The organism is Halopseudomonas sp. 4NH20-0008, from assembly GCF_057548395.1.
Genome location: NZ_BAAJMD010000003.1, coordinates 228,029 through 242,244, shown reverse-complemented (window position 1 = coordinate 242,244; position 14,216 = coordinate 228,029). Strand labels below are relative to the sequence as shown.

At 58.7% G+C, this 14,216-nt stretch carries 11 protein-coding genes; 8 read left to right on the top strand and 3 right to left on the bottom strand.

Annotated elements, in window-relative coordinates; translation table 11 throughout:
* Positions 1–35 precede the first annotated feature (35 nt).
* Genes AC27HQ_RS04865 through AC27HQ_RS04850 form a run of 4 tightly spaced genes read left to right on the top strand, consistent with a single transcriptional unit; the run spans position 36 to position 5,012 of the window.
* Positions 36–1,190, top strand: a complete 1,155-nt coding sequence (locus AC27HQ_RS04865) for an efflux RND transporter periplasmic adaptor subunit (protein ID WP_487154902.1) — start codon at positions 36–38, stop codon at positions 1,188–1,190.
* Entirely contained in the window at positions 1,187–3,142 is a 1,956-nt protein-coding gene (locus AC27HQ_RS04860) for a MacB family efflux pump subunit (protein ID WP_487154901.1), read from the top strand. The genes AC27HQ_RS04865 and AC27HQ_RS04860 overlap by 4 nt, the downstream gene beginning before the upstream one ends.
* On the top strand, positions 3,132–4,508 hold the full coding sequence (locus AC27HQ_RS04855; RefSeq protein WP_487154900.1) for an efflux transporter outer membrane subunit: 1,377 nt from the start codon (positions 3,132–3,134) through the stop codon (positions 4,506–4,508). The genes AC27HQ_RS04860 and AC27HQ_RS04855 overlap by 11 nt, the downstream gene beginning before the upstream one ends.
* 57 nt (positions 4,509–4,565) lie before the next feature.
* Positions 4,566–5,012 (top strand): hypothetical protein, encoded by a 447-nt coding sequence (locus AC27HQ_RS04850; RefSeq protein ID WP_487154899.1) that lies wholly within the window; start codon positions 4,566–4,568, stop codon positions 5,010–5,012.
* Here AC27HQ_RS04850 and AC27HQ_RS04845 read toward each other — a convergent pair.
* Positions 5,004–5,831 carry a lysophospholipid acyltransferase family protein gene (locus AC27HQ_RS04845; protein WP_487154898.1) on the bottom strand — a complete coding sequence of 276 codons (828 nt, stop codon included), beginning with the start codon at positions 5,829–5,831 and terminating at the stop codon, positions 5,004–5,006. The two genes, AC27HQ_RS04850 and AC27HQ_RS04845, sit on opposite strands and share 9 nt — an antisense overlap.
* Positions 5,832–5,945: 114 nt before the next feature.
* On the opposite strand from AC27HQ_RS04845, the gene AC27HQ_RS04840 reads away from it, so the two are divergent.
* On the top strand, positions 5,946–6,560 hold the full coding sequence (locus tag AC27HQ_RS04840) for a BLUF domain-containing protein (RefSeq protein WP_487154896.1): 615 nt from the start codon (positions 5,946–5,948) through the stop codon (positions 6,558–6,560).
* Here AC27HQ_RS04840 and AC27HQ_RS04835 read toward each other — a convergent pair.
* Positions 6,520–9,411, bottom strand: coding sequence for an HD domain-containing phosphohydrolase (locus AC27HQ_RS04835; protein ID WP_487154894.1), 2,892 nt, complete (start codon positions 9,409–9,411; stop codon positions 6,520–6,522). The genes AC27HQ_RS04840 and AC27HQ_RS04835 overlap by 41 nt on opposite strands.
* Positions 9,412–9,642: 231 nt before the next feature.
* Between AC27HQ_RS04835 and AC27HQ_RS04830 the strand changes: the two genes are divergently transcribed.
* From AC27HQ_RS04830 to AC27HQ_RS04820, 3 genes are all read left to right on the top strand, one after another.
* Positions 9,643–10,608 (top strand): alpha/beta fold hydrolase, encoded by a 966-nt coding sequence (locus tag AC27HQ_RS04830; RefSeq protein WP_487154893.1) that lies wholly within the window; start codon positions 9,643–9,645, stop codon positions 10,606–10,608.
* Positions 10,609–10,626: 18 nt separating this feature from the next.
* Positions 10,627–11,307: an SDR family oxidoreductase gene (locus tag AC27HQ_RS04825; RefSeq protein WP_487154891.1), complete on the top strand. Its 681-nt coding sequence runs from the start codon at positions 10,627–10,629 to the stop codon at positions 11,305–11,307.
* A 122-nt stretch (positions 11,308–11,429) separates the two neighbouring features.
* Positions 11,430–12,119 (top strand): GGDEF domain-containing protein, encoded by a 690-nt coding sequence (locus AC27HQ_RS04820; protein WP_487154890.1) that lies wholly within the window; start codon positions 11,430–11,432, stop codon positions 12,117–12,119.
* A 25-nt stretch (positions 12,120–12,144) separates the two neighbouring features.
* Here AC27HQ_RS04820 and speA read toward each other — a convergent pair whose 3' ends face one another.
* Positions 12,145–14,061: an arginine decarboxylase gene (gene speA / locus AC27HQ_RS04815; RefSeq protein WP_487155016.1), complete on the bottom strand. Its 1,917-nt coding sequence runs from the start codon at positions 14,059–14,061 to the stop codon at positions 12,145–12,147.
* Positions 14,062–14,216: the final 155 nt, after the last annotated feature.

The following is a 14,216-nucleotide window of genomic DNA, read 5'->3' as shown; positions in this document are numbered from 1 at the left end:
CACTAGAGCGCTGAATCAGCCTCTGGATTGAGCCAATGCCTGTCAGTCAGCCTCCCCGCAAGGGACGTATTCTATTCATCGCAATCAGCCTGTTGATTGCCGGCGCTGCCGGCTGGACGCTGTTCGGCAATAACCCACATGCACCGGACTTCAATACGGTGGAGGTCATTCGTGGCGATATTGAAGACAGCATAACCGCGCTGGGCACACTGGAGCCATTGAACTACGTGGATGTCGGCACCCAGGTGTCTGGGCAGTTGAAAGTATTGCATGTGGAGCTCGGCGATCAGGTTGAAGCCGGCCAACTGTTGGCGGAAATAGACCCCACCCTGTATCTGGCACAGGTTGAAGCCAGCACGGCGCAGCTGGCCAACCAGCAGGCGCAGCTCAAGGACCGCGAAGCCCAGTTTGATCTGGCTCGTTTACAGGCACAACGCCAGCGCAACCTGTTTGCCGAGGATGCCACCAGCCGCGAATCGCTCGAGACCGCAGAGGCCACACTGCGTTCAGCGGCTGCTCAGGTTGATGTACTGAAAGCGCAGATTCGTCAGACCGAGTCGGCACTCAAGGGCGACCAGGCTGATCTGAATTACACCCGTATCTATGCACCGATGGACGGCACCGTAGTCCAGCAACTGGCCAATCAGGGCCAGACCCTGAATGCCAACCAGACAGCACCCATCGTGGTACAGATCGCCGACCTCTCGAGCATGCGCGTGCGCACTCAGGTCTCTGAAGCGGATATCAGCAAACTAAAAGTCGGCATGGCCGCCTACTTTTCCACCCTCGGCCAGCCGCAGCGTCGCTGGGAAGGCGAATTACGGCAGATACTGCCGACCCCCGAGGTAATCAACAATGTGGTCCTGTTCAATGCACTGTTTGACGTACCCAATCCCGATGGAGAGCTTTTGCCACAGATGAGCGCCCAGGTCTTTTTCATCAACGCCTCAGCCGAGGACGTTTTGCTCATTCCCGCTGCTGCCCTGCGCTCGCAAGGCAGCGGAGAACAGGAAATCCAGGTTCTGGACGCTCAGAATCGGGCACAGCCCCGTCAGGTGCGCATCGGCGTACGCAACCGGGTTATGGCCGAGGTGCTTGAGGGCCTGGAACAGGGAGAACGGGTTATTACCGGACAGGTATCTTCAACCCAGAACGGCGGCACAAACGAGCGCCCAAGGCGGTTCATGTGAGCCAGCCCACGCCGCTGATCCGCCTGCGAGGCATTGGCAAAACCTTTCAGAACGGTGAAATCGCCACCACAGTGTTGCATGAGGTAGCGCTGGATATTCAGGCCGGTGAGTTTGTCGCTATCATGGGTGCCTCCGGCTCAGGCAAATCAACCCTGATGAACATTCTCGGCTGTCTTGACCGACCGAGCATTGGCGAATACCTGTTCGACGGCCAGAATATTGCCGACTTCGACAAGGACGCCTTGGCCAGTCTGCGGCGCAACGCCTTTGGTTTCATCTTTCAAAGCTATAACCTGATTGGCTCGGCCAGCGCACTGGAGAACGTCGAGGTCCCGGCGATTTATGCCGGCCTACCCCGTGAGCAACGACATCAGCGCGCCGAGCAACTACTCACTGGGCTGGGACTCGGCGAACGCCTGAGCAACCGCCCCAGCCAACTCTCGGGCGGCCAGCAACAGCGGGTTTCGATTGCCAGGGCCTTGATGAACGACGCGAGCATCATCCTCGCTGACGAACCCACGGGTGCCCTCGACAGCCAGAGCGGACAGGATGTTCTGGGTCTGCTGAAACAGCTGCATGCCCGTGGCAAGACCGTCATTGTGATCACCCACGACCGCGATGTTGCCGCCCAGGCCGAACGCCAGATCGAGATTCGTGACGGCCGCATTCTGCATGACAGCGGCGCAGCCACGCCGACACCACAGACTGAGCCTACAGCGCTGAACACAACCACCGAGCATACCGGGAGTGCATTTTTCAGCGATGCCGCAGAGGCCGTGCGCATGGCCATCAGGGCCCTGCGCGCCAATCTGTTTCGTACGGTGCTGACGCTGCTTGGCATTGTTATCGGCGTAGCGTCAGTCGTGGTCATGTTGGCAGTCGGCAACGGTGCGCGCCAGGAAGTGGTCGATCGCATCAGCTCGATGGGCACCCATCTATTGCTGGTGCGTCCTGGCGCACCCAACACCCGCCGCTCCATGGACGGCTCGACCAACACCCTGGTGCCCAGTGATGCGGCCCTCGCGGCGCAGATCGATAATGTCAGGGTTGCAGTACCGGAGATGAATGGTCGGGTGACCGTGCGCAGTGGCAATACCGACTACCAGACGCAAGTTACCGCGACCAGTGCCGACCTGCCGCTGGCCCGGGACTGGGAGGTGGGCCACGGCGTATTCATTGATGACAACGATGACCAGCGTTATGCCGCCGTCACCGTACTGGGTAGCACAGTAGCGAGCAACCTGTTCGGCAATTCAGATCCCCTGGGTGAGTACATACTGATCAACAATGTGCCCTTTCAGGTTATTGGCGTCATGGCGGAAAAGGGTGCAGCGCCCTGGGGTGGCGATCAGGATGATGTGGTTTTTGTGCCTTTGAATACCGGCAGTCTCAGGCTGATTGGCCAGCGTTATCTGAACTCAGTGACCATTCTGATCGAGGATCTGAGCCAGGCCGAACTGACCCAGGAAGCGGTTCGACAAGCCCTGCTGCAAGCGCATGCCGGCGTCGAGGATTTTCAGATTCGCAATATGGCCTCGTTGCTGGAGAATGTGGCGGAAACGCAGAACACCTTTACCGTACTACTGGGTTCCATTGCCGCCATATCACTGCTGGTCGGAGGCATTGGCGTGATGAACATCATGTTGGTCAATGTCACTGAGCGAACCCGGGAAATTGGCATCCGAGTAGCGACCGGCGCGCGGACCCGCAACATACTCCAGCAGTTCATTGTCGAAGCCCTGGTGGTCTCGGCCATCGGCGGTGCCCTTGGCGTCATCATTGGCCTGGCCTTTGCCGGCGGACTGCAGTTTCTGGGCACGGCCATCGAGTTCACAACCGGCCCGGTGCTGCTGGCCTTCGGTTGCGCCTTTGCTACCGGCCTGATTTTCGGTTACATGCCGGCGCACAAGGCCGCGCATCTTGATCCAGTGGTGGCCCTCAGTGCTGACTAACAAACCGCTTTTGCTGCTGCTTGGCAACCTTGTACTCGCCGGCTGCAGTCTCAATACGCCCATGCCTCAGGCTGATCTGACACTGCCGCAGACGTGGAATACCGCCTCTGCTGACAACCACTGGCCTGCTTCGAATTGGTGGCAGCACTACCAGAGCCAGACGCTTGACAGCCTGCTGGATCAAGCGCGTCGCGATAACCTTGACCTGGCTACCGCCTCAAGCCGCCTGCTTCAGGCCGATGCACAACTGACTCAAGCCGGTGCTGGCCTGCTGCCCCAGGTGCAGGCCAGTCTCGGCGCTGACCGCGCCGGCAGTGATGGCAGCAGCCCCGGAAACCGTTTCAGCGCGGGCTTGAGCACCGCCTACGAGGTCGACTTCTGGGGACGTAACCATGCTGTCCGTGATGCTGCCCGGGCCAGCTATGAAGCCAGCGCCTACGACCGTGAGACACTGGCCATCAGTCTGGATACGGCCGTTATCGGCAACTGGCTGCAGCTGCTGGAAAATGCCGGTCGCGTGACGCTGGCAAGGGACAGTCTGGCCAGTGCCGAACGGGTGCAGCAACTGGTCGAAGCCCGCTATCGCTATGGCGCCGCAGACCGACTGGAATTGAGCCAGCAGAATACCCTGGTCGCGCAACTGCGTGCCGGCCTGCCTGCACTCGAACAACAACAGCGACAACTGCGCACCAGCCTGGCTCTTCTGCTGGGACAAGGACCAGACTTCGAGCTACCCGAACTGGAGCAGCTCAGCGCCATCAGCATTCCACAACCCACTGCAGGGATACCGTCAGAGTTATTGACGCGCAGGCCGGATATTCTCGCCAGCGAAGCCCGTCTGATCGCGGCCAATGCGGACCTGACAGCGGCGCGCGCGGCACTCTTGCCGTCAATCCAGCTGACCGGTCAACTTGGCGGCCAAAGCAGCGACCTGAGCAGCCTGTTGGGTAATCCAAGCACGGCCTGGAACCTGGCCGCGGGTCTCACACAACCGATCTTTCAGGGCGGCCGCCTGCGCGCCCAGGTGTCACTCTCGAGCGCTCGGCAGGAGGAATTGCTGATTGATTACCGGCGAACGGTACTCAACGCGCTCGGTGAGGTGGATAACGCGCTGGATGCGGTCAACCGTGCGCGCGAGCGCTACCGCTTCCTGGAACAGGTCGAGCAACAGGCCGAGCTGGCCTTCAACCTGGCGGAAACACGCTACCGTGCCGGCGCCATTACCCTGCAAACCCTGCTGGACACACAACGGACCTGGTACCAGAGTCAGGACAGCCTGGTCCAGCAACGCAGCACCTGGCTGTTGAGCACCCTGGACCTGTACCGCGCTCTGGGCGGCGGCTGGCAGATCGACGAGGTGGTTTAAAGCGCCAGAGCACTGGGGTAAGCTGCAAGCCTGTTGACTCTGCGCAAGGAACCCTGAGTGCCTAAGGAAATACGACTGACGACCCTGCTTGACCGTCAATGCTGCCAGCACCCCAATCCACTGGTCAGCCTCAAGGCGCAGTTGAGCGTGCTGGACGAGTTAGCTCGCAGTCTGGGCGTCAGCAAGCTCAGTCAGTTTGTCGATATTTCGCAACTGGAACTGCAGGAAGCTGAGCGCCTGCTGCGCGAAGAGGGCCATGTTGATAGTGACGAACTGGCTGACAGTGAACCGCCTCCTCTGGACATCGAAGATCGAGTCTGGTTTCCGGCAGCACTGGGCATGGCCACGCTGGAAGCACTGTCACAGCATATTCAACGCGGCAGCAGCCAGAAGCTGGATCAGAAGAGCCTGCCGGCACTCCGCGATGAATTGACTTTTTGCTGCACTGTCCTGGCTGAGCTGGAAAACGAAGGCGGTCAGTTCAACCTGGCGCTGTCAGACTGATTCGGTTTTTCGCTGCGGCGCATCGGCCCGCTCGTCCGTGCTCTCTGTAACAGACTCCGCGGCCGGTTCAGGCGGCTCGCCGAGCAAATCCAGGATTGCCGAACGCGTCAGCTGCATCAGGTCCGGCAACCTGTCCAGATCAAAGGCACTGGCATCAATCGGCTGACCAATATGCACGGCCACCTGCTGGCCAAGATTGAACTGCCAGGTTCTGGCCGGCAGCACCTCCGCGATACCCCGTATGGCCACCGGCACTATAATCGCCTCGGTATCCAGCGCCAGATGAAAACAACCGCGCTTGAAGGGCAACAGCTTGCCGCTCGGTGATCGCGTGCCTTCCGGTGCAGCCCATAAAACTATTCCGGACTCCATCATGGCCCTGGCTCGGTCAAGATCAGCGATGGCCTGATCACGATTGTGTCGATTGATCGACGGGAACTCGGCAGCCCGCATGGCGGCACCGAGAAAGGGAATACGGTACAGCTCGGATTTGGCCAGCATGCGGATCGAGCCAGGCATAGCGACGAAACTGGCCGGAATATCATAGTGGCTGGCATGGGTACAGAGGATCATATAACGCCGGCCGTTGTTGAAGTCAGGGCACTGCCCCACGACGGACAGCTGCATTCTGATCAGGCGCAACAACCAGCCAGACCAGGAGCGGGTATATCTGTCGACCCGGGGACGATCAAGTCGACCCAGTGCAGCTCGCCAGATCACATCGAGGCAATACACAAGCGTGACCAGTGATGAGCCACATACCACACCCAGGCGACGCGCCCAGGTGGCAGTTTCATTGATCGGGTGCAAGGCGCGCATGGTTATTATCCTGACCGTCTCTACGGACGTGTCTTGAAATATAAAGGTTGCCATTTTAACGTCATAAAAGCCTATTCTGCACAGACTAAAACCAGGGATCCTTCGGGTTAACACATGACTGACCTTATCCGCATCGTCTATATCAGCCGCGCCACTTTTGCGGTATCAAAATCCATGGATGGCGTTGAGCCCAATGTGGCTCGCATCCTCTCAACATCACGTACCAACAACCGAAAAAACGGTCTTGTCGGCATGCTGTATTACGGCGATGGCTGCTTCTTTCAGTGCCTGGAGGGTGAGACCAGCAAGGTACAGGCGCTGTACAATACTCTGCTCAAGGATCCACGTCACAAGGACCTGAAAATCCTCGCCAGCGAATCGATCAAGCGCCTGTCATTCCCTGACTGGTCAATGAAATACGTGCCGGTCGATGAGCATATGCAAAAACTGTTGATCGAACACGGCTTTGATAAATTCGACCCTTACCGCTTTGACCATCACCTGGTCGAGCGCGTCATGCAATTGCTGCAGGGCGTTCCAGACCCGACCGTCCCTGTCACAGAAGGTCGCGCCTCGGCACCGGCTCGTACGGTACTGGATACCACGCCTGCACGAATTGACGATGCAGCCTCGGCTCACGCTGGCTCAACACGCCTGAGTCTATTTATTAGCTGCACCGCATTGCTGGTCAGCCTGATCGCCCTGGCTCTTGTTCTGGCTCGGACCTGATATTCCGCAGACGCTCAATACAGGCCGCCACATCGACCTCATCAAGCTGGTCCGGGTGAAAGAATTGACGACCGTATTGCAGATAGACACCCGAACTCAGGAAGAGCATCAGCAAGTCAGCATCGATATGACGATCAGTTGCCATATGACAGAGAATGCTGACTGACTCTGAGAGGGTCTTGGCCACCTTGTACGGGCGATCTGCTGCTGTCAGTGCCTCGAAAATATCGGCAATGGCCATGATCCGGTCCGGCACCCCCAACTGGCTGGCATCCAACCCCCTGGGGTAGCCTCCGCCGTCGAGCTTTTCATGGTGATTGGCAGCGATATCAGGCACGCCTCGCAAACTCCGCGGGAAGGGCAATGAGGTCAGCATGATCAAGGTCTGGACGATATGGTCGTTGATCTTGAAGCGCTCCTCTGCGGTCAGGGTGCCGCGGCGAATCGACAGGTTGTACAGCTCGCCAAGGTTCATCGCCTGGTCAGGCAGCGGCATATCAAAACCCCATACATTGCGCGGATCACCCGCCTCCACAGCGGGCCTGCGTTCGCCCCAGGGCACGATGTGTTCGGGCCGATCCGCCAGCAAGCGCTCGCAGGCCGGCAAGCTATCCGGTTCGGTATCAAGGCGATGGGTCTCTTCGGTTGACAGGCCCAGGGTTTTATCAAAATGCCGCAGCCAGGTCTCGGCCCCAATGCGCTGTAAATCGGCAATGTCAGTATCGGTCATGAACTCACCGCCAACATTGGCCTTGGCGACCCGAGCAAAGTCATCCTGCAACTGTTGATGCCGGGTCTGCAGATCGGCTTTAAGACCATCCTCATCCTGCCCAGCCAACAATCCATGGCAGTAAGTCAGTTCGGCATCACGCCAGAGCACTTCAAAGCGCGTGCGGATTTCATGCAGGCGGTTATAAAGGGTTTCCAGCTTGGTCGCCTTATCCACCACATACTCAGGGCTGGTGATCTTGCCGCAGTCATGCAACCAGGCCGCCAGGCGAAAGGCATAACGCTGTTCTTCATCCAGCTGAAAATCGGCAAAGGGCCCGCTGTCCTCGGCCATGGCACGATCCAGCAGCATCTCGGCCAACTGCGGAACCCGCTCACAATGCCCTGCGGTGTAGGGTGATTTGGCATCAATGGCGTCCGCCAGCAACTTGATGATGGCCTCCAGCAGGCGCTGCTGTCCTTCAAACAACTGACGGGTCTCAATCGCCACCGATAGCGACCCTGACAAGGCATCGACAAAGCGCCCCAAACTATGCAGTTCGGCGGGGGCAATATCCTCCGGCATCTCGATTACCAACAAACCCAACAGCACGCCGCGCCGGTCATGCAGGGCCAACGACAAGGGACTGCGACCGGCAGCGTCGAGGGCGGCAAGCAGCTTTTCAGGACTATCCCGATGGGCGGCATCCAGGGTCAGGCTGGCAGGATAGCCCGCACCCTGCCAGGCGGCGGCCATATCCAGATGGTGCTCATCATCGCGGCACAGGTAAACCACACCACTGTGCCCACCGGCAATCTGTACCAGATGCGTCAGCACCGACTCCAGCATGCGCTCCAGATTGGCTTCATGACTCAGACTCAGGGTAATGGCCTGAAAGTGATCGATGGCCCTGGCCATGTCGCTGATCACATTGCCCAGGTGGTTGACCTCACGAATATGTGATCGCACTCCCGGCGGCTGGCTGAAATCGAAATCGCCCAGCGCCTCGACCTGATCAGCCAGGGATTTAAGCGGTTGACCCAGGCGATGACCCAGTGCCCAGCCAATCAACAGCAGCACTGCTGCCAGAGCAGCTGCCCAGGCAACCTGATCGATCAGAATAGCCCGCGCACCGCTGAGCAGCTCGGCCTCGGGAATGGCAATCAGGATCCGCGCCTTGTTCTCGCTCAATCGCGCCAGCGGCAAACTCACGCCGTACCATGCTCGGCCATTGACGCTGAAGGGGCGCGGTGTCGCGTCAGCCAGCTCAAAACCTGCCAGTTGGGTGAGTGCCGGCACACCCAACTCGTGCAGCCGCGCCAGGCGCATCTCACCCGGCTGATCGACCAGAATACGCTGTAGATCCGGATAGGTAATCACCACCTCGAGGTCATCAATCACGACCATCTCGGTGCCCGGTGTCAGACGCAGATCCTGAACCTCTCCGCCAAGATCGGCGACCGACGCATCCATGCCAATCACGGCCTGACCGGCCAGACTCCGCAACGCCATGGTCAGACCGACTTCCTCCGTGGTGAAAAACACGTAAGGACGGGTAAGCACCAGGCTGTCGGTCTCCACAGCAGAGCGATACCAGGGCCGCTGACGCGGATCAAAACGGTAATCGGCAACCGACCGACGCTCCACTCGATTTATCCGCACATCATAGAAGTGCCAGGCGCCACTGAAGGCACCATTGTCATTGAGGCTGACGGTCTGGACCAGATAGCTGGCCTCAGGTGGGGCGCTGAAACGCTGCTTTTGCTGCTCCGTCAGCAAATGTCTGACCAGGATGAACTCACCCGAGTCATAGCCGACATAGGCCGCACTGAGCATTTCATTGGCTTTAAGGGCTTCCACCAGCACCGGTAGTCTTTCCAACCGGGATTGCAGCGTATCAGCCGATGCAATCGGGTCATGGGCCAACAGCCTCAAAGTGCTCTCGACCGGATTGAGCAGGCGTCCAGCGCGTTCGTTCAGCACCGTACCCAATTGCCGCGCCGAATCATTGGCGGCCAACAGCAAGGCACCCTCAGTACCCCTGTAACCCTGAACCGCGACCACCGACAGTAATGCCAGCAGACAGAACACAATCGAACTGGCCAACAACCACTGCAGCGATACGCCCTTGGCTTTTCTCATTTTTCCCTGTGCTCCTGCACTGAACGAAAAGACACGCTAAATAAACGATAGCCCATACTTGAGAAAGCGAAGCCACAAGCAGGCCATAGGTCAGACCAATGCCAGCGTTATTGAGACAGTTCATGCTATGCCCATCGAACAGTGAATAAACGCGGCAAGCCTTTCCACTTTTTGCCATAGTGCGCATTGAGGAAGCGCTGAATCATTCCTTGAACAACATAAGGAGTCCCTGTGAGCGCATATCACCACCAGATGCTGACCCTGACTGACATTCAGCTCAGTCTGTATTGCTCGGGCCCGGAAACCGGTCCGGTCGTCTGGTTGCTGCACGGCTTCCCGGAGTGCTGGTATTCCTGGCGCCATCAAATCGATGCCTTAAGTGCTGCCGGCTACCGTGTCTATGCACCGGAAATGCGCGGTTACGGCCAGACCAGCGCGCCAGAGGAAGTTGACGCCTATAACCTGATGTCCCTGTGCGGCGATATTCGTCAGGCCATGGACCAGCTTGGCCATCAAACTGTAGCCATGATTGGTCATGACTGGGGTGCACCCGTGGCCTGGCATCTAGCGTTACTTGAGCCAGAGCGCGTTCAACTGGTTTGTGGCCTGTCCGTACCCTATGGTGGCCGCCCCAGAAAACCGGCGATCGGCATGATCCGCGAGCTGTACCAGGACCGTTTCCACTACATGCTGTACTTTCAGAAACCGGGGCTGGCTGAGGCGGAAATGGCGGAAAATATTCCGCGTACCATGCGCTTGATGATGCATGGCATGTCAGCCTCACAGACGGGCAATGCGCTGGTGCAGGACAAAGCGGCTGATGCGCGCTGGCTGGACGACCGGGAGGACCCGGGACACCCCCCTGCCTGGTGCCCGGACGAGGCCTTTGCCGTTTACGTACAGACCTTCGAGCGCAGCGGCTTCCATGGCCCGGTCAACTGGTACCGCAATTTTGAGCGCAACTGGGCACTGACAGAGCCGCTGGCAGGCCAGCAAATACTGCAACCCGCGCTGTTCCTGATTGGCGATCGCGACCCGGTCGGCGAGCTGGAAGCCTATACCATTCGCAAGATGCCCGAGATTATTCCGCGCGTTGAGCAGCAAGTCATCGCCAACTGCGGTCACTGGATCCAGGCCGAAAAGCCGGAACAGGTCAACCTTGCCCTGCTCGACTGGCTCAAGCGCCACCCCTACTGAGCATCACAAAGGACCCGTATGAGCCACGCCAACCTGCATAACAAACGCATTCTGCTGACCCAGGCAGAAGCCTTTATGGGGCCGTCCCTACTCGCTGAGCTGACAGCTTGTGGTGCCAGCGTAGTGGCGGACCAGAGCGATCTGAGCTCACGCGCTGCAGTCGACACGCTGCTCGAACGCAGCGGCGAAATCGATGTACTGGTGGCCAACCTGGGCATTCCGGCACCCAGCACTCCAGCCGATCAGGTCAGCGATGAGGAATGGCAACAGGCCTTTGCCCATATGGTTACTCCATTGCAGCAACTGGTGCGCGGTGTGCTGCCGCAGATGATCGCCCGCGGTCACGGCAAGATTCTGCTGATGGGCAGCGCCTCGGCCCTGCGCGGGATGAAACGCGCCTCCAGCTACAGCGCCGCTCGCGGCGCACAACTCGCCTATATCCGTGCCGTCGGGGTGGAGGTTGCCAGGCACAACATTCAGGTCAATGCGATTGCCCAGAACTTTGTCGACAATCCGACCTATTTCCCGGCCGAGATTCAAGCCAATCCAGCCTTCCAGGCGCGACTGCAACGCGAAGTCCCGCTGGGTCGACTGGTCAGCGCCAGCGAGGATGCCCAATTTGCTGCCTACCTGTGCAGTGATGCGGCCAACTGCTTTGTTGGCCAGATCTTCCCGGTCTGTGGTGGCTGGGCCGACTGAGCCGTTGTGACCGGTCGTCGCCTGTCAGCCCATGTAGCTTGACGCCTTCGCAGCACATGCCATGTTTAAAAGGGTAGATAGCTCTTTGCCATAACCTCGTTGTCCTGAGGAGCAATACGCCCATGAATCTGCACTGGCTGCTGTCCTATCCGCCCTTCAGCTTGATCCTGCTCGGCTCACTGCTGCTGGCTCTGGTTGCCTGTGTACTATTGCTTCTTCGCCTGCGGCGTGCACGTACTGCCCTTGAGGAAAACCGGTCAGCCAATGAAATGAACTTGCTGCAACTGCGCCGTTCAACCCACGCCGACCCCTTGACCGGACTGCATACCCGACAGCAACTGATGGACACCGGCAAGCAGGAACTGACCCGTTGCCGTCGTTATCAGCAAGCCCTGAGCGTGGTCTGTCTGGACATCGACCACTTCAACCAGGTCAACCGCAACTTCGGCGACCGGGTTGGGGATTCTGTCCTGTCAGGGCTGGCGGCAATGATCAAAGGCCTGATTCGCGAATCTGACACCCTATGCCGCTGGGGCGATGGCAGTTTCATGCTGTTATTACCGCATACCAGCCTCAATCAGGCACTGGAACTGGGGGAAAAGCTTCGGCAGCAAACCAGCCATAGCGGGCTGCTGGTCGACACCGAAATCACCATCAGCCTGGGTTGTGCAACGCTGTCCGCCGATGACAGCATGGAGGGGCTGACCCGACGCGCTGAAAAAGCTCTGCACAAGGCCAAAGCCGAAGGTCGCAACTGTACTCTAGGACTGGATCCGGCCTGCGGACAAAAACAGGTCCAGCAGGCCTCTTGAACGACGCCCGCGTGGACCGCCATGTCTATTCCGCAGTCAGGTAGGAAGAGCGCGTCAGACCCAGGCGCAGGGCATCGACTATGCGAGCCCGTTCGGCCGGACTGAGGCGTGCGCCAGCGACCTTGTCACGGTACAGGGTGACCAGCTCGTCCGGTTCAAAGTGCACATAGCGCAGCATGTCTTCGATGGTGTCGTGGGTCTCGATACCACCATGCACCACCTTGCCATCGGCGCGCAGGTAAACATTGACTGAGTCGGTGTCACCAAACAAGTTGTGCATATCGCCAAGAATTTCCTGGTAGGCACCCACCAGGAAGATACCCAACAGGTAATCCTCCCCTTCGCGCAGCTCATGCACCGGCAGGCTGTTCTCGATGCTCTGCTCATCCACATAGTGACGGATCTTTCCATCCGAATCACAGGTCAGATCCTGCAGTACAGCGCGACGCAGGGGTTCTTCCTGCAGACGGTTGAGCGGCATGATAGGCAGCACCTGATCAATCGCCCAGGTATCGGGCAGGCTCTGAAACACCGAGAAATTGCAGATGTACTTGTCAGCCATCTTGTCATTCAGCTCGTCCAGCACCTGACGATGCGAGCGCTGCCGCGCCTTGAGCAGATCATGCAGACGTGAACACAGCGCGTAGTAACACTGTTCGGCCAGGGCCTTCTCCGACAGACTGATTCGCCCTTCCGCATACTGGGTAGCGACATCGCCCATGTAATGGGTAGCACGCCAGTAAGTCTCGGTGACCATCTCGATATCAGTCTGATCCATCAGCCCGACCAGATTGCGCACCACCGGGGACAAGGCCTGTGGGTCATCAATGGGCGGCACGTCCGAGTTCTGTCGCTCAACATCGGTGACCTGAACAATCAGCATGGCGTGATGCGCGGTCAGTGCCCGGCCGCTTTCGGAAAAGATATGCGGGTGCGGCAAGCCCTGCTCATCACAAAAATCGCGGAGCATGGCGACCACGGTATGGGCGTATTCATTGGTGTCGTAATTGATCGAACTGGCATTGCGCGAATGGGTGCCGTCGTAATCCACACCCAGACCACCACCTACGTCAATGTGATCCACCGGCAGGCCCAGGGCGCGCAGCTCGGCGAAGTAGCGGATGGCTTCGCGGAAACCATGCTGATAGTCGGCCAGATTGGCGATCTGCGAGCCCATATGAAAGTGCAGCAGGCGCACGCCGTTTTGCATGCCAGCCGTGCGGAACTGCTCGACCACCCGCAGCAGTTGCGCCGCAGACAGGCCGAACTTGGATTTTTCGCCACCGGTATCCGCCCACTTGCTCGAGGCCAGGGACGACAGACGCACGCGCAGGCCCACCATGGGCTCGATACCCAGCTTGCTGGCCTCTTCGATCACCAGACGGACTTCGGATTCCTTTTCGATCACGATAAACACCCGGTGTCCGAGCTTTTGACCGATCAGCGCCAGGTGGATGAACTCGCGATCCTTATAGCCATTGCACACAATGGTGCCACCCTTGGGCGCCAGGGCCAGCACCGCCATCAACTCGGGCTTGGAACCCGCCTCAAGGCCAATGGAGACGTTCTCGGTGGCGATGATGTTCTGTACCACCGCTTCCTGCTGGTTAACCTTGATCGGGTATAAAGCTGTGTAGCTGGCCTGGTAGCCCAGCTCGGCAATATTCTGGTCGAAGGCGCCGGTCAACTGGCGAACCCGGTGCTGCAATATATCGGGGAAACGCACCAGCAAGGGCAGGTCCAGACCACTTTCACGCAGCTGTGCAACCAGCAACTGCAGATCAATAGCCTTGCCGTCTTCGCCATGCGGCGAGACCTCGATATGGCCAAGCTCATTGACGTTGAAGTAGCCCGCGCCCCAGTGACGAATGCCAAACACACTGCGGCTATCAGCCACGGTCCAATCCGACGCATCTTCCTTGCGCGAACGACGCTTTGCCACCATGCGTACTACCCCTTGTTCAATTCAATTAACTACATACAGGATAAAGCAAAAGACACCAGCGTGCCGCCCCGACAACAATGATCAGGCATTTGCTCGCTGGATAATTCCCCGTCGCGCTTGGCGCCGGAGTGCCAGCACACTACTGTGGTCAC